The sequence below is a fragment of the Streptomyces sp. NPDC049585 genome, assembly GCF_040675615.1.
GTDB classification, from domain to species: domain Bacteria; phylum Actinomycetota; class Actinomycetes; order Streptomycetales; family Streptomycetaceae; genus Streptomyces; species Streptomyces luteosporeus.
This window is the reverse complement of the sequence record NZ_JBFAPE010000012.1, coordinates 1-23,479: the sequence shown is the minus strand read 5'-3', so window position 1 is coordinate 23,479 and position 23,479 is coordinate 1. Positions and strand designations below refer to the sequence as shown.

At 72.9% G+C, this 23,479-nt stretch carries 21 protein-coding genes; 12 read left to right on the top strand and 9 right to left on the bottom strand.

All coding sequences use genetic code 11. The features are described 5' to 3' along the window. Positions 1–333 precede the first annotated feature (333 nt). The gene (locus AB0K17_RS15410) at positions 334–909 is read left to right on the top strand and encodes a LuxR C-terminal-related transcriptional regulator (protein ID WP_365969097.1); all 576 of its coding nucleotides are present in this window, start codon (positions 334–336) and stop codon (positions 907–909) included. A gap of 18 nt (positions 910–927) precedes the next feature. Here AB0K17_RS15410 and AB0K17_RS15405 read toward each other — a convergent pair whose 3' ends face one another. Next, positions 928–1,410: a hypothetical protein gene (locus AB0K17_RS15405; protein ID WP_365983203.1), complete on the bottom strand. Its 483-nt coding sequence runs from the start codon at positions 1,408–1,410 to the stop codon at positions 928–930. Positions 1,411–1,597: 187 nt separating this feature from the next. On the opposite strand from AB0K17_RS15405, the gene AB0K17_RS15400 reads away from it, so the two are divergent. Further along, positions 1,598–3,016, top strand: a complete 1,419-nt coding sequence (locus tag AB0K17_RS15400; RefSeq protein WP_365983202.1) for an FAD-dependent oxidoreductase — start codon at positions 1,598–1,600, stop codon at positions 3,014–3,016. Here AB0K17_RS15400 and AB0K17_RS15395 read toward each other — a convergent pair whose 3' ends face one another. Continuing rightward, positions 3,017–3,583 (bottom strand): cupin domain-containing protein, encoded by a 567-nt coding sequence (locus AB0K17_RS15395; protein WP_365969079.1) that lies wholly within the window; start codon positions 3,581–3,583, stop codon positions 3,017–3,019. Between the two features lie 240 nt (positions 3,584–3,823). Further along, positions 3,824–4,489 carry a CBS domain-containing protein gene (locus AB0K17_RS15390; protein WP_365969098.1) on the bottom strand — a complete coding sequence of 222 codons (666 nt, stop codon included), beginning with the start codon at positions 4,487–4,489 and terminating at the stop codon, positions 3,824–3,826. A gap of 219 nt (positions 4,490–4,708) precedes the next feature. Between AB0K17_RS15390 and AB0K17_RS15385 the strand changes: the two genes are divergently transcribed. The 3 genes from AB0K17_RS15385 to AB0K17_RS15375 all read left to right on the top strand — a co-directional run bounded on the left by AB0K17_RS15385 (position 4,709) and on the right by AB0K17_RS15375 (position 8,089). Further along, complete coding sequence (locus AB0K17_RS15385; protein ID WP_365969080.1) at positions 4,709–6,214, top strand: M28 family metallopeptidase; 1,506 nt, start codon at positions 4,709–4,711, stop codon at positions 6,212–6,214. A 173-nt stretch (positions 6,215–6,387) separates the two neighbouring features. After that, the gene (locus AB0K17_RS15380; RefSeq protein ID WP_365969081.1) at positions 6,388–6,861 is read left to right on the top strand and encodes a VOC family protein; all 474 of its coding nucleotides are present in this window, start codon (positions 6,388–6,390) and stop codon (positions 6,859–6,861) included. A gap of 376 nt (positions 6,862–7,237) precedes the next feature. Then, positions 7,238–8,089: an isocitrate lyase/PEP mutase family protein gene (locus AB0K17_RS15375; RefSeq protein ID WP_365983201.1), complete on the top strand. Its 852-nt coding sequence runs from the start codon at positions 7,238–7,240 to the stop codon at positions 8,087–8,089. Positions 8,090–8,155: 66 nt separating this feature from the next. Here the strand turns inward: AB0K17_RS15375 and AB0K17_RS15370 are convergent, their stop codons facing one another. Then, positions 8,156–9,727: a trypsin-like peptidase domain-containing protein gene (locus tag AB0K17_RS15370; RefSeq protein ID WP_365983200.1), complete on the bottom strand. Its 1,572-nt coding sequence runs from the start codon at positions 9,725–9,727 to the stop codon at positions 8,156–8,158. Between the two features lie 401 nt (positions 9,728–10,128). Between AB0K17_RS15370 and AB0K17_RS15365 the strand changes: the two genes are divergently transcribed. Both AB0K17_RS15365 and AB0K17_RS15360 read left to right on the top strand, forming a co-directional pair. After that, entirely contained in the window at positions 10,129–10,647 is a 519-nt protein-coding gene (locus AB0K17_RS15365) for a sigma-70 family RNA polymerase sigma factor (protein ID WP_365969085.1), read from the top strand. After that, positions 10,644–11,348 (top strand): hypothetical protein, encoded by a 705-nt coding sequence (locus AB0K17_RS15360; protein ID WP_365969086.1) that lies wholly within the window; start codon positions 10,644–10,646, stop codon positions 11,346–11,348. The genes AB0K17_RS15365 and AB0K17_RS15360 overlap by 4 nt, the downstream gene beginning before the upstream one ends. A 15-nt stretch (positions 11,349–11,363) precedes the next feature. On the opposite strand, the gene AB0K17_RS15355 is transcribed toward AB0K17_RS15360, so the two are convergent. After that, on the bottom strand, positions 11,364–12,839 hold the full coding sequence (locus AB0K17_RS15355) for an aminotransferase class I/II-fold pyridoxal phosphate-dependent enzyme (protein WP_365983199.1): 1,476 nt from the start codon (positions 12,837–12,839) through the stop codon (positions 11,364–11,366). A gap of 164 nt (positions 12,840–13,003) precedes the next feature. Between AB0K17_RS15355 and AB0K17_RS15350 the strand changes: the two genes are divergently transcribed. The 3 genes from AB0K17_RS15350 (at position 13,004) to AB0K17_RS15340 (ending at position 16,546) form a co-directional block, all read left to right on the top strand. Further along, positions 13,004–13,540 (top strand): DUF1360 domain-containing protein, encoded by a 537-nt coding sequence (locus AB0K17_RS15350; RefSeq protein WP_365983198.1) that lies wholly within the window; start codon positions 13,004–13,006, stop codon positions 13,538–13,540. A gap of 131 nt (positions 13,541–13,671) precedes the next feature. After that, positions 13,672–15,318, top strand: a complete 1,647-nt coding sequence (locus tag AB0K17_RS15345) for a ubiquinol-cytochrome c reductase cytochrome b subunit (protein WP_365983197.1) — start codon at positions 13,672–13,674, stop codon at positions 15,316–15,318. Positions 15,319–15,373: 55 nt separating this feature from the next. Beyond that, on the top strand, positions 15,374–16,546 hold the full coding sequence (locus AB0K17_RS15340; protein WP_365983196.1) for a GDSL-type esterase/lipase family protein: 1,173 nt from the start codon (positions 15,374–15,376) through the stop codon (positions 16,544–16,546). Positions 16,547–16,587: 41 nt separating this feature from the next. On the opposite strand, the gene AB0K17_RS15335 is transcribed toward AB0K17_RS15340, so the two are convergent. From AB0K17_RS15335 to AB0K17_RS15325, 3 genes are all read right to left on the bottom strand, one after another. Then, positions 16,588–16,977 (bottom strand): cytochrome c oxidase subunit 4, encoded by a 390-nt coding sequence (locus AB0K17_RS15335; RefSeq protein ID WP_365983195.1) that lies wholly within the window; start codon positions 16,975–16,977, stop codon positions 16,588–16,590. Then, the gene (gene ctaD, locus AB0K17_RS15330; RefSeq protein ID WP_365983194.1) at positions 16,974–18,701 is read right to left on the bottom strand and encodes a cytochrome c oxidase subunit I; all 1,728 of its coding nucleotides are present in this window, start codon (positions 18,699–18,701) and stop codon (positions 16,974–16,976) included. The genes AB0K17_RS15335 and ctaD overlap by 4 nt, the downstream gene beginning before the upstream one ends. 85 nt (positions 18,702–18,786) lie before the next feature. Continuing rightward, entirely contained in the window at positions 18,787–19,746 is a 960-nt protein-coding gene (locus AB0K17_RS15325) for a TIGR03557 family F420-dependent LLM class oxidoreductase (protein ID WP_365983193.1), read from the bottom strand. A gap of 443 nt (positions 19,747–20,189) precedes the next feature. Between AB0K17_RS15325 and AB0K17_RS15320 the strand changes: the two genes are divergently transcribed. Continuing rightward, a complete protein-coding gene (locus AB0K17_RS15320) occupies positions 20,190–21,374 on the top strand; it encodes an alcohol dehydrogenase catalytic domain-containing protein (protein ID WP_365983192.1) in 1,185 nt (394 codons plus the stop codon). Between the two features lie 28 nt (positions 21,375–21,402). Continuing rightward, a complete protein-coding gene (locus tag AB0K17_RS15315; RefSeq protein ID WP_365983250.1) occupies positions 21,403–22,092 on the top strand; it encodes an HAD family hydrolase in 690 nt (229 codons plus the stop codon). A 16-nt stretch (positions 22,093–22,108) separates the two neighbouring features. Here AB0K17_RS15315 and AB0K17_RS15310 read toward each other — a convergent pair whose 3' ends face one another. Further along, entirely contained in the window at positions 22,109–23,476 is a 1,368-nt protein-coding gene (locus tag AB0K17_RS15310) for a phosphatase PAP2 family protein (protein ID WP_365983249.1), read from the bottom strand. Between the last annotated feature and the right edge of the window lie 3 nt (positions 23,477–23,479).

The window sequence follows — 23,479 nt, the reverse complement described above, 5'->3', positions numbered from 1 at the left end:
TGGACCACCGAAGCACCGAAGGGGGGACCGTACCTCCGTACCGGCGGACCGCAGGATTAGGACAAGGGTCAGGGCGGTCGTTGACCCGGCGAGTCGGGCCTATCTAGGCTTTCACTCAGTTCGGCCGTTCGGCCACGGGACGAAGATCAGGATTCGCGGTTGCAGCGCGATTTCCCAGCGATTCCGCACATGTGAAGTGCCATGAAAGGGTCCCATCTCTTGATGAATTCCGCCCCGGCTCTTGTCGATCCGGCAGGGGTCGCAACCCCCCACGACACCCGCCCCGGTGACCTCCGGGCCGCCGCCCCGCAGCCTGACCGTGCGGGGCTGTGCATGGCGAGCCTCGACACCTCGCTGACCATCCGGCAGGCGAACCAGGAGTTCTACCGGCAGTTCGAGGACTCCTCCGGAGCGCTGTGCGGCCGCAGCTTCAACGACGTGGTCCACCCCAGCGTCCAGCAGCCGCTGATGCGTCAGTTCTCGCAGCTCCTCGAAGGCCGCCGGCAGCGGTTCGTCACCCCCGTCATCGCCGTCGGCCCCGGTGAGGCGGCCTTCACCGTCCCGCTCACCGCCGTCTCCGTGCGCGGCGGACTGCCCGACACCACCGCGATCCTGGTGATGATGCCCTCCACCGAGGAGAGCGAGGACGCGCGGGTCGTCACCAACCGCAAGAAGATCCTCTCCGAGATGGACGCGCGCATCCTGGAGGGCATAGCCGCCGGCATCTCGACCATCCCGCTCGCCTCGCGCCTGTACCTCAGCCGGCAGGGCGTCGAGTACCACGTGACCTGCCTGCTGCGGAAGCTCAAGGTGCCCAACCGCGCCGCACTGGTCTCACGGGCCTACTCGATGGGGGTGCTCAAGGTCGGCACCTGGCCGCCCAAGGTGGTGCAGGACTTCGTCAAGTAGGTGCCGCCGGGCCGGGCCTCACCCATGGTCCCGGCCCATGGCCGGGCGGCCGGCCGGCGTCCCGGCCGCCGGGCCCTGCGCCGCACCGTCCCCCTGCTGCTCGCCGCCCCCTCCCTCACTGCCCTGACTCTCGGCGCCCTGTCCCTCGCCGTGGTCGCCGAAGAGCCCGCCCAGCACCGGCACTCTGCTCAGCTGCCGGTCGAGCCCCGTGGGCCGCAGCACCGGCGAGACCAGGGAACGCACGGGGCGGCCGACGGTGTCGACGGCCTGACCCAGCAGCATGGTCGGCCCCTCGACACCGTCCTCCCCGTACCCGTCCGGGCCGGGGGCCAGCGCCGCCGGGCCCGGCAGGTCGGCCGCCGCCTGGAAGGACACGGTCCGCGGCAGGCCGCCCGCCGGCGGCGGGGGCGCCACCGGCGGGGCGGCCGCCGCCTCGGCCGGCGCGACCGCGGCGAGGGACAGGGCGGCGAGCAGCGGGGCGACGGTGTGGCGCATGCGCATGGGGACCCTCCTGATTCGGGGCGAAGCTGGTGTTCACCCCGAAAACGAACAAAAGTCATCGGGGTCACCCTCGGCTGCACGCCGCACGCCGCCCGGTGACCGGCGCCAACACAAGTCACCGATACGGTGATCGCACTCCGCCCGGGCCGACCGGGCGGACCCGGAGCACGACCGGATGGGGTGGGACATGGTGAGCACGGCAGAGACCAAGGACACGGCGGACGGACGGGACGAGCCGCGCGGCGCCGCCCGGCACGCCGTCGTCATCGGCGGCGGCCTCGCCGGCCTCCTCGCCGCGCACGTCCTGGCCGCACACGCCGACGAGGTCACCCTCGTCGAGCGCGACCGCTTCCCCGGCGAGCCCGCCTCCCGGCCCGGCGTACCGCAGGACCGCCACACCCACGTCATGCTGGGCAGCGGCCAAAGGGCGCTGGAATCGCTGCTGCCCGGCGTCGTCGACGACCTCATCGCCCACGGCTCCCCGCGCGTGGCCATGCCGACCGAGATCGTGCAGTGGCAGGCCGGACACTGGTACCGGCGCACCGACGCCACCAGTCACATCCTCACGGGCTCCCGCCCGCTGACCGACTGGGTGGTGCGGCGGCGCGTCCTGGCCGGATCGCGCATCACCGTGGTCGAGGGCGCCGAGGTGACCGGCCTGCTGGGCGACGCGACGCGCGTGCGGGGCGTCCGTCTGCGCGAGCGCGGCCGGCCCACGGCCCTGCGGGACGTGCCGGCCGACCTCGTCGTCGACGCCTCCGGCCGGTCCTCGCGCGCCCCCTCATGGCTGACCGCGCTCGGCGCCGAACCGCCGCGCGAGGAACGGCTGGAGACCGGGCTGGCCTATGCGACGCGCCAGTTCCGCACCGCTGCGGGGCAGCCGTCGCCCGGCTACCGGGGCGTCTACATCATCCCCAACCCCGCCCAGCCGTACGGCTGCGTGATCCTGCCGCTGGAGGACGACCGCTGGTCGGTCATCCTCTCGGGTCTGCGGGGCTACGAACCGCCCACCGACGCCGCCGAGTTCATCGAGTACGCGGCCCGGCTGCCGCACCCCGTCGCCCACGAATGGCTGCTCGAGGCCGAGCCCGTCTCGCCCGTTCACGGCTACCGGGCCACCGGGAACCTGCGCCGCCGCTACGACCTGCCCGGTCGCCGTCCCGCCGGCTTCCTCGCCACCGGCGAGGCCCTGTGCGCCTTCAACCCCGTCTACGGACAGGGAATGTCGGTGGCCGCGCTCTGCGCCGTCGCCCTGCGCGAGGCCCTGACCGACGCCCGGCGCACTCCCACCACCCGGCGCGTCCAGCAGGCGCTGCTCGCCGCCACCCGGCAGGCGTGGGACATCTCGGCGGGCGCCGACAAGAACGTACCCGGCGCCACCGGCAACGCCCTGCGCCCGCGGCCGGCGGACCGGCCCGCCGACTGGTACCTCAAGCGGGTGCAGGAGCGGGCCACGGGCAACCCGGTGGTGGGCGACGCCTTCCGCGCGGTGCTGCACCTGACGGCCCCGGCGACCTCGCTCTTCGCGCCGCGGGTCCTGCGCGCCGTCCTGGGGCCGGCCACTCCGGGCCCCAGGACGCCCCAACTGCTGCCGGAGGCCGGCTGATCAGCGCGTCTTGAAAGACTTGCGGAGCGCGGCCCGGTCCTCCCAGGAGTCGGCCCCCGGCCCCTTGGCCATGTCGGCGAAGAAGCTGTCGTGCCGCAGGAAGAAGTCGGCGCGCTCCGCGTCCGTCATCCCCGCCACGTGCTCCAGGCCCTCGAAGTAGCCCTCCCGGGCGCCGCCGGGGGCGAAGAGCATCAAGAACTCCGCCGGCTCGCCGGAGATGTTGCCGAACGAGTGCACCCCGCCCGGCGGGATGTAGAGGTAGTCGCCCTTGGAGGCGTCGAACCAGCGCTCGCCGTCGAAGACATGGATCTCGCCCGAGAGCACGTAGAAGGCCTCGGACATGGTCTTGTGGAAGTGCGGGCTGGTCCCGCCGACGGCCGGACCCATGCGGTTCTGGTAGAGACCGAAGAGCCCGTCCGTGGTCAGCCGGGTGGACAGGTAGTGGTAGGTGTTGCCGTTGGGCGCGGTGTAGTCCGGCGCGCTGTCGGCCGGCCGGAAGGACGCGGAGATCTCCCCCTCGTCGGCGGGGTAGAGGATCTCGGGGTAGTCGGGGGACAGGAAGGACACGGGAAACGTACTCCTCGGGGTGGTTCAGGCCGTGCGGACCAGCAGCCAGGCGTTGGGGCGGGAAGCCGGGCACCGGCGAGTGCGGGCACCCGACCGACCAGTACGCCTGGCGCGGAGCAAGGATCGCCGCCGTATGCATTCGGCCACCAGAGCATTTCCGGCCGGGGCTTTTGCGCCACGGCCGGCCGGCGCGGGCCCGGTCCCGCCGCCCCGGGTTCACCCGAAGGGCGTAGGGAGCGGTCAGGGCGCGGTCGCGTCGTCCTCGACCTGCGCGCTCAGGTGGTGCTCGACGCTCACCACGCCGTCCACACTGCGGCACAACTGCACGAGCACCGGCACCAGGCCGCTGCGCCGCACCGAGCCGCTCAGGCGCACCTGGCCGTGGTTGACCTCGACGCCCACGGCCGACGGCGGCTCGCCCAGGGTGCGCACCAGGACGTCCTCGATGATCTCCTCCCTGATCGCCCGGTCGGTGCGCAGGAAGACGCGCAGCAGGTCGCCCCGGCTGACCAGCCCCACCAGCCGGCCGGAATCGTCGATCACCGGCAGCCGCTTGACGCGCTGCTCCTCCATGGTGCGCGCAGCCTCCACGACGCTCCAGCCGGGCCGGGCGCACACGGCGGGGCTGGTCATCAGCCCCTCGGCCGTCGTCGCCTCGTACTTGACGCGCACCTGCTCGTCGGCGTGCTCCGGCGCGAGCAGTCCGGAGGGGTCCGGGCGGCCGGACGCCTTGGTCAGCAGGTCGGCCTCGGAGACCACGCCCACCGGGCGGTCCTCCTCGTCGACCACCGGCACGGCCGTGATGTCGTGCTCCTGCAGCACGTGCACGATCTCCGTGAAGAGGGTGCCGCGCTGGACCCGTACGACCGAGTGGGTCATCAGGTCGCCGACGGTTCTGTGCTGCAGCATCTTCGAAGTCCTTTCCGCTCCCGCAAAACCCCTCCAGCCTCGCACAACGGCCCACATGGCCACGCCGTGTCGATCTTGTGTCGCCGCCCGGGAAAACCCTGCCGCCACACCGCCGTGCTCGGTTAGGGTCCCTCCAGCCGCGGTCGACCCACGACCGCCGACCGGCCCCGCGCCGGGTCGATCCGACCCGGTCGGCCGGACCCGAAAGGACCTTCCGTGCGCATACCTTCACGCCGGCGCGCGATATCGGCTCTGGCGGCGACCGTCGTCGCCACCCCCTTCCTGCTCGCCGCCGCGGCGCCCGCGCAAGCGAGCCCCGCGCCCTCCTCGCAGCACAACAGACAGGCCGAACGGCTCGCCAAGAAGCTGGTCAAGGCCTCCACCGCGAAGAGCGCCTACCGCCACCTGAAGGCGTTTCAGCAGATCGCCGACGCCAACGGCGGCAACCGCGCCGCCGGCACCCCCGGCCACCAGGCCTCCTCCGAGTACGTCTACCGCCTGCTGAAGAAGGCCGGTTACGACGTCTCGTACCAGAACTTCGACTTCTACGAGTCCAAGACGCTGCGCGAGAAGCTCACCGTGCTCTCCCCCGAGCAGCGCGAGATCACCGTCAGGGCCTACGACTTCAGCAAGGCCTCGCCCGAGGGCGGCCTGACCGCCCCGCTGGCCGCCGCGCGCGTCGACGACACCCCCGGCTGCGACCTGGACGACTACGCCTCCGGCTCCTTCGTCGGGAAGATCGCCCTCGTCAAGCGCGGCTCCTGCACGTTCAAGCAGAAGGAGGAGGTGGCCGCCAAGGCGGGCGCCGCCGGCCTCATCCTGTACAACCACTCCGGCACCGCCCCCGTGCACGGCGGCGTCGAGGCCCCCGCCAACGCCCACATCCCCGCCGGCGGCATCTCGCTCGCCGACGGCGAGGCGCTGGCCGCGGCCGTCGCCAAGGGCGAGGTGCGCGTCACCCTGAACGTGGCCACCGAGGCGATCAAGCGGCAGACCCGCAACGTGATCGCCGAGACCAGGAGCGGCGATGCCGGGCACGTGGTGACGCTCGGCAGCCACCTGGACTCCGTGCCCGCGGGCCCGGGCATCAACGACAACGGCTCCGGCTCGGCCGGCCTGATCGAGGTCGCGCTCAACCTCGCCGACGAGATCCGCAGGCCCGGCCACAAGCCCGCCAACAAGGTGCGCTTCGCCTGGTGGTCGGGTGAGGAGCTGGGCCTGCTCGGCTCCGAGCACTACGTCGCCCAGCTGAACGAGAAGCAGCGCAAGGACATCGCGCTGTACCTCAACTTCGACATGATCGCCTCCCCGAACCCGGTCGAGTTCGTCTACGACGGCGACGACTCCGACCACAAGGGCTCGGGGCCCGGTCCCGAGGGCTCCGCGCAGATCGAGCGCCTCATCAACGGCTTCCTCGACCGCGGCCGTACGCCGCACGAGGGCACGGACTTCGACGGCCGCTCCGACTACGGCCCGTTCATCGAGGTCGGTATCCCGGCGGGCGGCACCTTCACCGGTGCCGAGGGCATCAAGACCCCCGAGCAGGCGGCCCGCTACGGCGGCACGGCCGGCGTCGCCTACGACCGCAACTACCACGGCGCCGGTGACAACCTGTCGAACATCGACCTGAAGTCCTTCGACACCAACATCGACGTCATCGCGCACGCCGTCGGCATCTACGCCCACGACCTGAGCTCGCTGCACGAGCCGGCCACCAAGTAGGCGCAGGCGCCCGGTCCGCGCGGTGTACCACTGCGGCGGGCCGGACGCCACCGGAGTGGGAATTGCGGCGCTCGAAGGCTGACGCGCAGCCGCGGGTGAGTGCGTTCCGGCCGGGCATCGGGTCTACTCGGTACCGGCCGGCACGGCTCGCCACCCGTCAGGAGGATGCCGCCATGCAGAAGATCACGCCCTGCCTGTGGTTCGACACCGAGGCCGAGGAGGCGGTCGACTTCTACCTCTCCGTCTTCCCCGGCTCCCGCATTCTCGAGGTCAAGCGGTACGGCGAGGCGGGCCCGCGGGAGCCCGGCATGGTCATGGTCATCGACTTCGAACTGGCGGGGCAGCGGTTCATGGCCCTCAACGGCGGCCCCGAATTCACCTTCACCGAGGCCCTCTCGCTCAGTGTCGACTGCGCGGACCAGGCCGAGGTGGACGAGCTGTGGGCGCGGCTGACGGAGGGCGGCGGCGAGGAGGGCCCCTGCGGCTGGCTGAAGGACCGCTTCGGTGTGTCCTGGCAGATCGTGCCCAGGGCGCTGCCGGAGTTGCTGGCCGACCCCGACCCGGTGACCTCCCAGCGCGTCATGCAGGCGATGATGGGCATGAAGAAGATCGACATCCAGGGCCTGCTCGACGCCCAGCGGGGCTGAGCGGTCGGTTCCAGGGGCGCCGGGCCCCTGCGGAACGAGGCGTTCTCGGCCATGGTGCACCCCGGCGCGCCGCAGGAGCCCTCGCGCTCCCGGGTCGGGAGCGCGCCATATGCCAGTGCAGTGCGCGGCGGGAAGTGGTGCCCCTGACGGTCGGTTTTACCTCGCCAATATTGCTCCATGACCAAAGCTTGACTAATGTCCGGACCCTGCCCGTCGGCAGGCACGACAAAGACCCGGGGACGGCATCGCACGTGACGGTGCGACAGCCGTGCCCCGGGGCTTCCCGAACGGTCCGCGACGCCGGCCGGACCGACCGCGAGCTGTAGTGGGCAGCGGTCGGTACCACGCGTCGGCGCAACCTCTCCCGGAGGGTACCGTGAATCACCCGAACCGGCTACGCGATGCCATAGCCACGCCCGGCACCACCCCGCTCATCGGCATCTTCGACATGTTCTCCGCCTCCGTCGCAGCCCAGCACTACGACGGCATGTTCATCTCCGGATTCGGCTTCGCCGCCTCGCACTACGGGCTGCCGGACATCGGCTTCATCGCCTGGCCCGACATCGTCGCCTTCGTCCAGCGCCTGCGCCTGGCCTTCCCCCGCCAGCACCTGCTCGTCGACATCGACGACGGCTACGTCGACCCCGAGACCGCCTGCCACACCGTGCAGCACCTGGAGGCCATCGGCGCCTCGGGCGTGATCCTGGAGGACCAGAAGCGGCCCCGTCGCTGCGGGCACGTGAGCGGCAAGCAGATCCTGCCGCTGGAGGAGTACCTCGAAAAGCTCGAACTCGTCCTCGCCAGCCGGCGGGACCTGCTCGTCGTGGCGCGCACGGACGCCACCGAGGAGGACGAGATCCTGCGCCGTGCCGAGGCCCTGGCCGCCACCGAGGCCGATGTCGTCCTCGTCGACGGCGTGCGCAGCGTCGAGTGGATCCGCAAGATCCGCGGCGTCATCGGCGACAAGCCCCTGCTGTTCAACCAGATCGCCGGCGGCAAGTCGCCACGCCTGAGCCTGACCGAACTCGGCGACCTCGGCGTGGACGTGGCCATCTACAGCACCCCCTGCCTCTTCGCCGCCCAGACGGCGATGGACGAGGCCCTGCGCCGGCTCAAGGGCGAGGACGGCCGGCTGCCCGAGGTCGTCCCCGGGTCCGTCGGCGTGGCCGAGTGCCTGGGGCTGCTGGAGCGCAACATCAGCCGCCACCACGCCCCGGCCGCCGACTGATCGGGCGTCATCCCGCCGGGCGGGTCCGGGTCCGGGGACGTTCCGGAGCCGGACCCGCCCGGTGCGTCAGGAGACGTCCTTCGCCAGCGGGGGAGTGGGGTTCTCGGCGTTGTCGTAGCCGATCGCGCAGTACCGCCACGGCCCCTCGGAGGCCTTCAGGCTCGCCGGGATGCCCAGGAACGGCCGGTAGCCCGCGGGATCGGCGCAGTCGGTGCTCGCCCGGGGCCCGTACTTCACCTTGTACATGGTGATCTCCCAGGGCGCGTAGACGGGACGCACCCAGAAGAAGGCGCCGTCCTCGCCGTCGAAGCGCTGCACGTCCACCGTAGGGGCCACCGTCGGCGGGGTGTTGTCCACGCGGACGTAGGCGTACGCGGCGTGGGCGAGGGAGGTGGACCAGGCGGCGCCGTGCAGGGTGGCGTCCGGCCCGCCGGCCACGCACAGCACGTACAGGTTGTCGCGCGAGGGCAGGACGTCGGTGTGGTCCACGCCGGCGGCGGGCAGTGCCCGGGGCCGTGCGTACCCCTCCGGCCTGGTGCAGTCCACCGTGCCGAACGGCCCGCTCTTGAAGGCGACATAGGCGTGGCGTGCGGCGTCGGCCGGGGTCACGTGCGCGTCCCAGCGGGCGGGGCCCTGCTCGGTGACCGAGCGCGTCTGGCGGCCGGAGAACTCGACGCCCACCTGCTCGCCGCGGTCGAGCCGGCAGCCGGGCCGCGACAGGCGCAGACCGCGCTCCTCCAGGCAGGAGGCGACGGCGCCGACGGGCGTGGCGTAGACGGTGTCGTCCTTCGGCACCACGAGCCCCGAGGACGAGCCCTCGCACGGGCGGCCGAGCCCGCAGCCGAGGTAGCCGGGCGTGACCAGCGTGTTGAGCATGCCCACGATCCGCTCGCCGTCGGCGGTGGTCACCGGGCCGCCCGAGGAACCGCCGCTGATGCCGAGGCAGTCGGTGCGCCCGGAGCCCCGCCACAGCCAGGTGTGCTCGTGCAGGGCCACCGACGAGCCGGTGACCTTGCACGTCGACAGGCGCAGGAACCGCTTGCCGTCCTCGACGCCGTCGCTGGGGGCGTGGGCGGCCTGCAGCCGGGTGCCGGTGGGCGGCAGCGCGGGGGCCGGCGTACGCGGTGTCACCCGCAGCCGGGCCAGTTTGCCGTAAGTGGCCGAGAGTTGCAGCACCGAGACGTCGATGTCCTTCATCGTGGCGTAGACGATGCGCTCGACGCGGAAGGTCTTCTGCTCGGCGGTGTTGTCGTGGAAGTAGGCGGGGGTGAAGCTCCAGTCCTGCGGCGCGGGCCGGTCGACGACGACCTCGTTGGTGCGCAGACCGTCGTCGGCGCAGTGCCCGTTGCTGAGGACCAGCGCCTTCTGTGCGGGGTCCGGCCGGCCCGTCGCGTGCACGACCGTCGCGGTGCAGGTGGTGCCGCCGCCCCCGATGAGGCGGCCGGAGGAGCGGAACTTCGCGCCGGCGGCCGAGTCCGCCGCGATCAGCGGTGCCTCGGGCCGGTCGGCGGCCCGGGCGGCCGGGGCACCGAGCAGCCCCGAGGCCGTCACCACCGCGGCCGCCCCGACGGCCAGCGTGCGCAGTGTTCTCTGTAAGTGCAGTGTCGTCCGGAAGCGCGATGCTGCGCCTATTCGCACGGCAAGCTCCTTGATCGTTTCCGATGCGTCGGAGCGAACTGTGGCAGAGCGGCCCCGTTCCCCTCCAGCGACCGCACATGTGTCCGAACGTAACCGGACGACAACCTTCCGTAAGACTTTACGATCTGCTCATGCACAAACGCCCCTCCAGAAACGCCATTAAAGGCGGAGGGGAGAGCAAGGCGTCGCCTCCGGGGTGCGGTGACGCGGGCCTGGCACGCCCTGACCGGCCCACGACCATCCACGACCGGAGGGACCAGTACTTCCGTGATCCCACACGATGCAGGCGAGGTGCGGAGCGCGGCGCCGTTCCGTTGCGTCCTCGGCGCCGATCACCGGACTCCGCAGCGGCGGCGGGGAGGCAAACGGTGATGCCCGCCCGCAACGCGGGTACGTTTCCCATGACCGAACTGCCTGCCGACTACCGCGCCTTCCATCAGCTCTACCGCCCCCGATACATGCAGTGGGCCGAGCTCTACCTCGGCAACCGCCACGACGCCGAAGAGGCCGTGGACCAGGCCTTCGAGGACCTCTGCTTCGGCTGGAGCGACGTGCTGGCCACCGAGTCCCCCAACGCCTACGCCTGGTCCGTCGTCCGCCACCGCACCATCGACTGCGCCCGCGCCCGGGGCCGGCGGCCCACCGTCATGGACACCGCCGCCTTCGAGACCACCGCCCTGCGCCACGCCGTCGACCCGATCGGGGAGCTCGAGGAGAGCCTGTCCATCTACAAGGCCATCTGCGCCCTGCCCGAACGCCAGCACGATGTCATCGTCCTGCACTACTGCCTCGGCTACACCATCCGGGAGACCGCCGACATCATGGGCATCACCCAAGGCGGTGTCCGCTCCACCGCCCGATTCGCAAGACACCGTCTCCACGACGCGCTCGGACTGGAGAGAGAAGAGGAGCACCGGTGATCGGCTCCCTGGACCACGCCCTGGCCAAAGCCCGCCTCGAACCACGGCCCTACACGGTCGCCGACACCGATCAGGCCGAGGCCCGCCTGCGGGCCCGCCTCGCCGAGCGCATGTGGCACGGCGCGCTGTACTTCGACGACGAGATGGAGCCCGCGCGCACCGCCGCCGTGCGAGCCGCCGAGCGCAACTCCCTGCCGCACCGCGCCTTCCGCAGGCGCCTGCGCAGCCTGTGCGAGACGGTCGTCGCCCAGGACCTGCACAAGCTCGGCGCCTTCCTCGCGCACCGGCTCCTGGAGCCCGACGGCGCCCTGGTCCTGGGGTGCGTGCTGCAACTGGCCGACCGGGAGGACAGCGCCCGCTTCTGGTGGCAGTTCGCCGCCGGCGCGGACGCCGCCGGCGCCGCCTGCTGCCTGTACCTGCACCACATGGCCTTCGGCGAGCGCCGGGAGGCCGAGCTGTGGCGGCGGCAGGCGGGCCTGGAGGCCCTCATCCCGCAGACGCCCGAGGACATCGACCGCTGCGACCTCAACGCGGCCCTGCAGATGCTCGACAGCCTGCGCGGCGGCAAACGCTTCTCCCCGGCGGCCTCCGCCGTCATCGCCTACGTGCCCGACGCCCTCGGCTTCGTCGAGGAGGTCGACCTGCCCCTGCCGCAGCCGGACTTCCCCGAGCGCATCGAGGAGCTCACGGCCACGGCCTGACCAAGGGCCCGCCGGTCACGACGCGGCGGACTCCACGACCACCTTCACGCTGCCCAGCTCCGGGTCGGCGGCGTCCGGGACCAGCATGCCGGCCCGTACCCCGCTGTCCAGGTAGCGCAGGACCGGTGCCGTCAGGCGCTCGCCGGGCAGGGCCACGGGGATGCCGGGCGGATAGGGGGTGAGCATCTCCGCGGCCACGCGGCCCTCGGCCTTGTTGCCGGGCACCATTTCGGTACGGCCGAAGAACGCGTCCCGGGGCAGGAGCACCTGCTCCAGGCGCAGGTCCGCGGGGGAGGGCACCTCCACCACGGTGGACGTGCGCAGCTCCCCGGCGTTCCGCGACAGGTCGCTCAGCGCCGCGAGCAGCACCGCGGCCGTCCCCTCGTCGTCGGCGTGGGTCAGCTGGGCGCTGATCCGGCGGTGGTCGGACACGTGCAGGTTGATGTGGTGGTGCTCGCGCAGCCAGTCGGCGGCCCGGTAGCCGGTGGTGCCCAGCGCGGCGATGTCGACGATCAGCTGCAGCGGGTCGAGGTCGGCCGCGCGCCCCGGCCCGCAGAAGTCGGCCCGGTCGTGGACGTGCATCCCCTCGATCCCCTCCACGCGCGAGCGCACCGAGCGGGCCAGGGCCAGGGCCCGCTCGTACAGCTCGCGCCCCTGCTCGACCATCTGCCGGCGCCACCCGTCCAGCGCCGCGTACACCAGCACCGACGGCGAGGTGGTGCCCAGCAGGTCCGCGCACGCGGCCAGATGGTGCAGGTCCACGCGCTCGCCCTGCAGGTGGAAGACCGAGCTCTGCTCCAGGCCCGAGCCCATCTTGTGCACGGACGTGACGCACACGTCCGCCCCCGCGTCCATGGCCCAGGTCGGCAGGTCCGGATGGAACGGCAGGTGCGCCCCCCACGCCTCGTCGACCACCACCGGCCGGTCCCGCCGGTGGCACACCTCGGCGATGCCCGCCAGGTCCGCGCACGTCCCGTACGGGGTGGGGCTGGTCACCAGAGCGCCCTTGGCGTCCGGGTGCCGCTCGAAGGCCCGCTCGAACGCCTCGGGCGACGGCGGATGGGCCAGGTGCCGGTCCGCGTCCCAGCTCGGCTCCACCCACACCGGCCGCACGCCGGACAGGATGAGCCCCGAGACCACCGACTTGTGCGCGTCCCGTCCGATCAGCAGCTCCTCGTGCGGCCCGGCCACCGAGAGCATCGCCGCCTTGACGGACAACGAACTGCCGCAGGTGGAGAAGAAGGTGTGCTCCGCCCCCACCGCGTCCGCCATCAGCCGCTCGGCGCGCTGCAGCACCTCGTGCCGCCCTGCCCGGTCGTCCAGGCCGCTGATGGCCAGCACGTCGTGCGCGAACACCGCCTCGCCCAGCACCGAGCGCACCCGGGGATCCGCCCCGCGCCCCTGCTTGTGGCCGGGCGGGGTGAACGGCGTCCGGCCGGTCTCCGCGTACGCGGCGAGGGCCTCCAGCACAGGCGCCTGTGAGTGGTCCATGCCCCCTCGGCTCCCCTGATCCCCGCCGGGGAAACACCCCCCGGCGCGCAGCGCACCTCCGGCCGGGGTGCCCTCGCTCGCGCGCGCCGCCGCCCGGTCATAGCGTCGACGGCAGCGGGTACGCGTACGCCCGGACCACCGGCACACCAGCAGCGGGAGGACGCGTGGGACACACACGGCGCGACGGCGGCCGCCTCGGCCGCATCCGGCGCAGCTACGAGCAGGGCGCCGACGAGGCCGGCGGCGAGCGCCCCTTGGTGGGCTACGTCGCCCTGCTCGGCGGCTACGCGGCCCTGGCCGCCACCGCGGCGGGCGCCGTGGCGCTCACCCGCCGCCGGCCCCTGCCGCGGCGCCCCGCCCCCGCCGACCTCGCCCTGCTGGCCGTCGCCACCTTCCGCACCAGCCGCCTGCTCGCCAAGGACGCGGTCACCTCCCCGCTGCGCGCCCCCTTCACCACCTACCAGGAGCCGGCCGGGCCCGGCGAGGTGACCGAGGCACCCCGGCCCGGCCCGGTGCGCCACGCCGTCGGCGAACTGCTCATCTGCCCCTTCTGCCTGACGCAGTGGGTGGCCACGGCCGGCGTCGCCGGCCTGCTCGTGGCACCGACCGCCACCCGCTGGCTGGCCGGCGGCATGACCGTGGTCTCCGCGGCGGACGTCCTGCAACTGGCCTACGCCAAACTCCAGCAAGCCGCCGGATGAGCCCTGCCGCAGCCCCCTGAACCGCCTAATCCGCCCCGCCCGGGGGATTGACCCGCCGGCGCACCGGTTACCCATCAGCCGCGGTGCGGCGGTGCGGCCGCCCGCGCGGATGCGGACGGGAGCGTGGGCCCATGCTGTTCGGGCGGCGGAAGGAGCGCGTCGAGGAACGGGCCCGGATGGCCGCACAGGCCGGCTTCACGGCACTGGACCGCAGGTTCCCCGCCAGCGAGACCGGCCGGCTGCTGCTGCGCAAGGCCTTCCCCGACCACTGGTCCTACTTCCTGGGCGAGCTCGCGCTCTACAGCCTCCTGCTGCTGGTGGTCACCGGCTCGTTCCTCGTGCTGTTCTTCGACCCGAGCATGACGGAGACCGTCTACCACGGCTCCTACGCGCCCCTGCAGGGGCAGCGCATGACCCAGGCGTACGCCTCGGCGATCGCCCTCAGCTTCGACGTGCGCGGCGGCCTGCTGATCCGTCAGGTGCACCACTGGGCGGCCCTGGTCTTCATCGCCGCCGCCGGCGTGCACATGCTGCGGATCTTCTTCACCGGCGCCTTCCGCCGGCCGCGGGAGCTGAACTGGACGGTGGGGGTCACCCTCTTCGTCCTCGCCCTCCTGGAGGGCTTCTGCGGCTACTCCCTGCCCGACGACCTGCTGTCGGGCACCGGGCTGCGCACCGCGTACACCATCGTCACCTCCATCCCCCTCGTCGGCACCTACCTCGCCTTCTTCATCTGGCGCGGCCCGTTCCCGGGCGAGTTGCTCATCCCGCGGCTGTACGTCGTGCACGTGATGTTCGTCCCCGGCGTCCTGCTGGCGCTCGTCGGCCTGCACCTGTTCCTCGTGGTGTACCTCAAGCACACGCAGTGGAGCCGGCCGGGCAGGACCAACCGCAACGTCGTCGGACAGCCGATGTTCCCGCAGTTCACGGCCAAGTCCACCGGGCTCATGCTCATGGTCTGCGGGTTCCTGTTCGTCCTCGGCGCCCTCGCCCAGATCAACCCCGTGTGGAACTACGGCCCCTTCCGCGCCGACCAGGTCGCCACCGACGCCCAGCCCGACTGGTACGTCGGCTTCCTCGAAGGCGCCCTGCGGCTGATGCCGCCGTGGGAGAACAACGTGGCCGGCCACACGCTGATGTGGAACGTCCTGCTGCCCGCGGTCGTGCTGCCGGCGGCCCTGTTCGCCGTGCTGTACGCCTATCCCTGGTTCGAGAAGTGGGTCACCGGCGACCGGAGCGAGCACCACCTGTGCGACCGCCCCCGCGACCGCCCCACCCGCACGGGCCTCGGCGTCGCCGCCACCGTCGCCTACGCCCTGCTGCTCATCGCCGGCGGCAACGACGTCATCGCCTACACCTTCCGCATCTCGGTCAACGACCTGACCTGGGTGCTGCGCGTGCTCGTCGTCGCCGGCCCCGTCCTGGCCTTCGCCCTCACCAAGCGCCTGTGCCTGGCCCTGCAGGAACGCGACCGCGGCCGCCTCACGGAGGGCGAGGAGAACGGCGAGGTCGCCCAGAGCGTCTTCGGCGCCCTCGACGAGGGCAGCGAGCCGCTTCCCGCCGCCGAGGCCTACCCCCTGATGGTCCGTGAGATGCCCAGGCCGCTGACCGTGCAGGAAGGGCCCGCCCCGCGCCGCGTACGGCTGCGCACGGCGCTGAGCTCCTGGTACTACCGCGACCGCATCGAGATGCCCGTCACCGAGGCCCAGCGCGCACAGATCGCGGGCCGGCTGGCCGAACCGGAGACGGAGCCGGGGCAGGAGCACGACAAGAGCTGAGCAGGCGTTCGAAAAGGCGGGTGCGCCCGCGCCCCGCCCTTGGCAGGCTGGGGGCATGAACGCGCAGTCCCACCCCGCCCCCGGCTGGACCACCACCCCCATCGACGCCCGCATCGTGCGCGGCGCCCTCGACCTGGAGCGCACCGAGCACGGCGTGCTGCCGCACCGGCTGCCCGCCCGGGCCCGCAGGCTCTTTCCCGACGACCACCTCGCCCGGGCCTCGGCCCGGCCCTCCGGCGTGCGCCTGGCCTTCCGCACCCGGGCCACGGCGGTCGAACTCGACGTCCTGCCGACGAAGACCGCCTACGCGGGCCTGCGTGGCGCCGAGGACGGGATCTACGAACTGACGGTGGACGGCCGCCCCGCCGGGCGCACCACCGTCCCCGGCGGCAACCTCGACACCCTCGACTGGGCCACGCAGACCGTGACCACCCGGCCCGGCCCGCCCGGCACCGCCCGCTTCGACGGCCTGCCCGGCACCGAGAAGGACGTCGAGATCTGGCTGCCGCACACGGAGATCACCGAGCTGATCGCGCTGCGCACCGACGCCCCGGTCGAGCCGCTGTCCGGGCGCGGCCGCCGGGTGTGGCTGCACCACGGCAGCTCGATCAGCCAGGGATCCAGCGCGCTGGCCCCCACGGGCACCTGGCCGGCGGTGGCCGCAGCCCTCGGCGGAGTGGAGCTGATCAACCTGGGGCTCAGCGGCAACGCCCTGCTCGACCCGTTCACCGCCCAGGCGATGCGGGACACCCCCGCGGACCTGCTCAGCGTCAAGATCGGCATCAACATCACCAACCTGGACCTGATGCGCCTGCGGGCGTTCGCACCGGCGGTGCACGGCTTCCTCGACACCATCCGCGAGGGCCACCCCACCACGCCCCTGCTGGTCGTCTCGCCGCTGCTGTGCCCCATCCAGGAGGACACCCCCGGCCCCCTCACCGCCGACATCGACGGCCCGAAGGTCGGCTTCCGGGCCCTGGGCGACCCCGCGGAGCCCGGACGGCTCACCCTCACGCTCATCCGGCAACAGCTCGCCGACGTCGTCGAGCGGCGCGCGGCCGAGGACCCCCACCTGCACTACCTCGACGGCCGCTCGCTGTACGGCGAGGCGGACTTCGCCGAACTGCCGCTGCCCGACGCGCTCCACCCGGACGCCGCCGGCCACCGCCGCATCGGCGAGAACTTCGCCGCCCTGGCCTTCGCCGACGGCGGAGTGTTCGCCCCCTGAACCGGTGGGCCGCCGCCCGCGCCGGGCGGCGGCCCACCGGCTCAGCCCGGCCGCCGGTTGAACTGGAACGTCATGCCCAGCACGCCGGCCAGCAGCACACCGACGGCCGGCAGGAACAGCCACAGGCCGAAGACGATGCCCAGGGCCGTGAGCCCGGCGCCGGCCGCGGTGAGCACCGGATAGGCGCTGTGCGGCGGGAAGAAGTCCAGCGGACCGGCCCGGTCGGCCACCTTGCCGTCGGTGCGGTCCTCCGGCCGGGCGCCCCGGCGCCGGTAGTTGACCAGGCAGAAGAAGGAGACGACGGAGGCCATCGCGAACGACACCGTCAACGCCGCCGTGCCGGCCGGCTCCCGCGCCCAGGAGGTGTAGAAGGCGTCGGTGACGAGGAAGAAGCCGGCCACGCCGGCGAACAGCAGGGCCTCCGCCTTCATTCGAGCTCCCCCTCCTCGCCCTCCAGACTCGGCCGGGCCTCCGGGGCGCCCACGGGCACCGGCCGGTCACCGGCCTCCGGATGGTGCAGGTCGAAGGCGGGGGAGTCCGAGCGCACCTGGGGCAGCGCCACGAAGTTGTGCCGCGGCGGCGGGCAGGAGGTCGCCCACTCCAGGGAGCGCCCGAACCCCCACGGGTCGTCGACCACGACCTTCTGCCCGTACACGGCGGTCCTCCAGACGTTGTACAGGAACGGCAGCGTCGACAGCCCCAGCAAAAACGCGCCGATCGACGAGAGCGTGTTCAGCACGGTGAAGCCGTCGGCCGCCAGATAGTCGGCGTAGCGGCGCGGCATGCCCTCGGAGCCCAGCCAGTGCTGCACCAGGAAGGTGATCTGGAAGCCGGCGAAGAGGGTGAAGAAGTGGATCCGGCCGAGCCGTTCGTCGAGCATGCGCCCCGTCCACTTCGGCCACCAGAAGTAGAAGCCGCCGAACATCGCGAAGACCACCGTGCCGAAGAGCACGTAGTGCAGGTGGGCGACGATGAAGTAGCTGTCGGTGACGTGGAAGTCCAGCGGCGGGGAGGCGATGAGCACCCCGCTCAGCCCGCCCAGCAGGAAGGTCACCAGGAAGCCGATCGCCCACAGCATCGGGGTCTCGAAGGAGAGGCTGCCGCGCCACATCGTGCCGATCCAGTTGAAGAACTTCACCCCCGTCGGCACCGCGATCAGGAAGGACAGCAGGGAGAAGAACGGCAGCAGCACCGCACCGGTGGCGAACATGTGGTGCGCCCAGACGGTGGCCGAGAGCATGGTGATGGCGATCGTCGCCCCCACCATGCCGAAGTAGCCGAACAGCGGCTTGCGACTGAAGACCGGGACGATCTCCGTGATGACGCCGAAGAACGGCAGGGCCACGATGTAGACCTCCGGGTGGCCGAAGAACCAGAACAGGTGCTGCCACAAAAGCGCCCCGCCGTTGGCCGCGTCGAAGACGTGCCCGCCGAACTTGCGGTCCGCCTCCAGCGCCAGCAGCGCCGCCGTGAGCACGGGGAAGGCCAGCAGCGCCAGGATGGAGGTGAACAGGATGTTCCAGGTGAAGATCGGCATCCGGAACATCGTCATGCCCGGCGCCCGCAGCGTGACGATGGTGGCGATGAAGTTCACCGACCCGAGCGTGGTGCTCAGCCCGGCGACCACCAGCCCCATCGCCCACAGATCCCCGCCGGCCCCCGGCGTGCGCACCGCGCTGTTGAGCGGGGCGTAGGCGAACCAGCCGAAGGAGGCGGCACCCTGCGGGGTGAGGAAACCGGAGACCACGATCAGGCCGCCGAAGAGGAACAGCCAGTACGTCATCGCGTTCAGCCGCGGGAAGGCCACGTCCGGGGCGCCGATCTGCAGCGGCATCACGGCGTTGGCGAAGCCGGCGAACATGGGGGTGGCGAACAGCAGCATCATGACGGTGCCGTGGATCGTCACCAGCTGGTTGTACTGCTCGGCGGTGACGATCTGCAGCCCCGGCCGGGCCAGCTCGGCCCGCATCAGCATGGCCAGCACCCCGCCCAGCAGGAAGAAGCCGAAGGCGGTCACCAGGTACATGTTGCCGATGACCTTGTGGTCCGTGGTGGTGAGGTAGCCCAGGATCCGCACCCCCAGCCTCACCGGCCGGCTCTCCGGTTCGCCGGCGGCCGCGCCCTGGACGCTCGTGTCGTGGTCCAGCTGCGGCATCGGCTCTCCATCCCTCAGGCGGGCGCCTTCGTCTGTAGCCGGGATCGCCGCGGGGCAAACCGTCCTTGCGCCGATCGGCGCACCGTCAGCCGGCCAGCCTGGGCAGCACCTTCGTCGCGTAGAAGTCGAAGAAGCCGCGCTGCTCGCGCCCCATCTGACCGACGTGCACGCGCGCGAAGCCCGCATCGGCGTACGCCCGCAGCGCGGCGACGTGCGCGTCGGCGTCGTCACCGCACACCACGGACTCGGCCACCTTCCCGCGCGGCACCATCGTCGCCGCCTGCTCGAAGTGGCCGGGCGTGGGCAGCACCTGGTTCAGCTCGCCGGGCAGCTGCTCCACCGCCCACAGGCGGTGGGCGGTGTCCACCGCGGCGTCCCGGTCGGTGCCCCAGCACACCTTGATCCCGCCGATCGCCGGCTTGTCCGCGCCGGCGAGGGAGCGGAAGCGCTCCACGGCCTGCTTCTCGGGCGCCATCGTCACCAGGCCGTCCCCGATCTGCGCCGCCACCTTCAGCGCCGCCGGGCCGAAGGCGGAGACGTCGACGGGCACGGGCTCGTCGGGGACGGTGTACAGGCGGGCGTTCTCCACCGTGTAGTGGCGGCCGCGGTGGCTGACCTCCTCGCCGGTGAACAGCCGGCGCATCACCTCCACCGCCTCGGTGAGCATCTCCAGCCGGATCGGCGCCTCGGGCCAGCGGCCGCCCAGGACGTGCTCGTTGAGCGCCTCGCCGCTGCCCACGCCCAGCCGGAAGCGGCCGGGACCCAGCAGCACCGCGCTCGTCGCCGCCGCCTGCGCCGTGACCACCGGATGCATGCGCACGGTCGGACAGGTCACCGCGGTCTGCACCGGCAGCGAGGTCGCCTGCGACAGGGCGCCGATCACCGACCACACGAAGGGGCTCTGGCCCTGCTCACCGGTCCAGGGATGGAAGTGGTCGGAGATCCACAGCGAGGTGAAGCCCGCATCCTCGGCCATCCGGGCCTGCTCGACGAGGCCCTGCGGCGTGTGCTCCTCGCAGGACAGGAAGTAGCCGTAGTCGGTCATGGCAGGGAACACCCCTCGTCGACGGCCGTGCGCGGCACCACGGGTGCTACGGGTAGCCGCGGCCCGCCACCTCAAACAGCGAGGGTTCGCCGCCTGCCGGGCGGGTACCCGGCAGCAATGTTCGAACTGACGCGTCCACCGGATCCCGTACCGCCCGAGCCCACCCCGGCGCCCGGACCCGGCGGTCCCCGGCCGGGACCGGCACCGGGGCCCCGCCCCGGGCCCGGCGGCCCCGACCCCGTACCGCCCGCGCCCCCGCAGCCCGGCCCCGACCGGCCCCCGCCGCCCCCGCCACCCGGGCCCGACCCCCTGCCGCCCCCGGGCCCGCTGCCCGGACCGGGCCCCCGGCCCGAGCCGGCCACCAGCCCCTGAGCGACGGCGTTTCGGCCGCTCGCGGAAGGGAACCCGGCAGGGCGATCCGACGGCGAGCGGAAGGCAGCGACATGCGGGCCCTGACCTGGCACGGCAAACGGGACGTACGCGTCGAGACGGTCCCGGACCCGGTGCTGCAGGAGCCGACCGACGTGATCGTACGCATCACCTCCACCGGCATCTGCGGCTCCGACCTGCACCTCTACGAGCTCCTCGGCCCCTTCCTGGAGCCCGGCGACATCCTCGGCCACGAGCCGATGGGGGTGATCGAGGAGGCCGGGCCCGACGTCGCCACCCTCGCCGTCGGCGACCGCGTCGTCGTGCCGTTCAACCTCTCCTGCGGCACCTGCTGGATGTGCGAGCGGGGCCTGCAGTCGCAGTGCGAGACCACCCAGGTCCGCGACCGCGGCAAGGGCGGCTCCCTCTTCGGCTACACCAAGCTCTACGGGCAGGTGCCCGGCGGGCAGGCCGAGTTCCTGCGGGTGCCCTTCGGCGACACCCTGCCGGTCAAGGTGCCCCACGGCCCGCCCGACCAGCGCTTCGTCTACCTCTCCGACGTCCTGCCCACCGCCTGGCAGGCCGTCGAGTACGCGGCGCTCCCCCCGGGCGGCAGCCTCACCGTGCTGGGCCTGGGCCCCATCGGCGACATGACCGCCCGCATCGCCCTGCACCGCGGGGCCGGGCAGGTCATCGGCGTCGACCTGGTGCCCGAACGCCTGGAGCGGGCCCGCTCGCGCGGCGTGGCCACCCTCGACCTGCGCGAACACGGCAAGGACCTCGCCCCGGCCGTCCGCGAGCTCACCGACGGCCGGGGCACCGACGCGGTCGTCGACGCCGTCGGCATGGAGGCGCACGGCGCCCCGGCGAGCAGGGCCGCCCAGCAGCTGACCGGCCTGCTGCCGGACGCCGTCTCCCAGCGCCTGATGGACCGCGTCGGCGTCGACTGCCTCACCGCCCTGCACACCGCGATCGAGGTGGTGCGCCGCGGCGGCACCATCTCCGTCGTCGGCGTCTACGGCGGCATGACCGACCCCATGCCGATGATGACGATGTTCGACAAACAGATCCAGCTGCGCATGGGCCAGGCCAACGTGCGCCGCTGGACCGACGCCATCCTGCCGCTGCTGAGCGACGCCGACCCGCTCGGCGTCGAGGACTTCGCCACCCACGTCCTGCCCCTGGAGGAGGGCCCCGGGGCCTACAAGACCTTCCAGGCCAAGGAGGACGGCATGATCAAGACACTCCTCACCCCCTGAGGCGGCCGCCGTGACCGCGTACGACGACATGACCACCGCCGCGAGCGAGGCCCACCCCCGCGCGGCCGTCTTCGACGTCGACGGCACGCTCGTCGACACCAACTACCTGCACGCCGTCACCTGGTTCGAGGCGTTCCGCCAGGCCGGCCACCGGGTGGCCATGACCGACATCCACCACACCGTCGGCATGGGCTCCGACCGGCTGATGGACCGCCTGCTCGGCGAGGACCGCGACCGCGACGGCGACGCCGCGATCAGCGCCGCGCACAGCACCCTGTACGCCACCTGGTTCGAGCGCCTGGCCGTCCTCGACGGCGCCCCCGAGCTGTTGCGCGCCCTGTCCGACCGCGACTGGCGGGTCGTCCTGGCCACCTCCGCCAAGGGCGCGGAGCTCGCGGCACTGCGCCGCGCCCTCGGCGCGGACGATGCCATCCGCGCCGCCACCAGCGCCGACGACGTCGAGGAGAGCAAACCCGCGGCCGAACCGGTGCGCGTGGCGTTGGAGGAGGCGGATGTGCCGCCGCAGCGCGCCCTGTTCGTCGGCGACACCGTCTGGGACGTCGAGGCGGCCCGCGCCGCCGGCGTGGACTGCATCGCCCTGCTCTCCGGCGGCATCGGCCGCGACGACCTCGAACGCGCCGGCGCGATCGCCGTCTACCGCAACCCCGCCGCCCTGCTGGCCGCCCTCGACGACAGCCCCTTCGGTCGCATGGACTGAGGACCCCGGCGCCGTGTCAACGCCCCGGCAACCGGTAGACGACCAGCGCCTCGTTCTCCTTCTCCAGCGTCAGCGACCGCGGCGCCGGGCACACCTCACCGTCGTACGCCAAAGGAGTGCCCGGCGGCACCTCCTCCACCGTCAGGCGCCGCACCCGGTCCGAGCGCAGCACCGGCGAATGCCGCAGAGCCCCCGACAGCGCGGCCAGCAGCAGCCGGGTGCGGGCCAGCCGGCCACCGAGGACCATGCGCACGTCCAGCACCCCGTCCGCCAGGTCGTACCGGCGCACCGGGGCCGCGCCCACCCCGCGGTAGGTGCAGTTGCCCGCGAACAGCAGCCACACCCGGCGGCGCCGGCCCTCCACCCGCAACTCCACCGGCTCACTGGTGCGCAGCACATGCACCGCGGCCGCGATCCCGGCCGGCCAGGCACCCACCCGCGGCGCCCACCGCTCGCGCACGCGCACCAGCTCCGGATAGGCGCCGATGCTGAAGGTGTTGAGGAAGCGGTGCCCGTCGAAGCGCACCATGTCCACCGCCACACCCTCGCCGGCCTCCACCGCCAGCGCGGTGTCGGCGGACGACTCGATGCCCAGGTCGTGCGCGAAGTGGTTGTACGTGCCGCCGGGCAGCACCGCCAGGGCCAGGCCGTGCCGCGCGGCGACGGCGGCGGCCGCGTTCACGGTGCCGTCACCGCCGAAGACGCCCAGCGCCCCACCCAGCTCGGTGGCCCGTACGGCCGCCGCCTCCAGCACCTTCTCCGGCGACTCGTCCGGAGCGCACTCGACGATCTCGCTGTCCGGCAGCACCGCGCGGATCTCCGGCACCGGGTCCGCCCGCCCCTGCAGCCGCTGCCCCGAACCGTTGTTGGCGACCACCACCAGCCCCCGCCCGCCCCGCAGCGCCGGCGCCTCGGCCCGCGGCCGGGCCGGCGGCGCCAGCTGCCCGCGCGTGGGTACCACCCCGCGTACCGCGAACGCCGCACCCGCACCCAGCAGCGCCCCCGCCACCACGTCGCCCGGATAGTGCACGCCCGTGTACACCCGGGAGAAGCACACGGACGCGGCCAGCGGCGCCAGGGCCAGCCCCCACACCGGCCGCTCCAGGGCGACCCCGGTGACGAAGGCCGCCGCCGAGGCCGAGTGCCCCGAGGGGAAGGACGTGGTGAACGGCTGCCGCGTCAGCTGCCGTATCACCGGCACCGCGTCCAGCCCCGGCCGCACCCGCCGCACCGAACGCTTGCCGAGGGTGTTGACCGTCGCCGAGGCCACCGCCAGCGACGCCACGCCCCGCCCCTGCGCACGGGCGGCGGGGCGGGCCTGCTCGTGGCCTTCCTCGGCACCCTCGACGACGAGCAGGCCGCGGTGGCCGCACGGATGCGCCAGCGC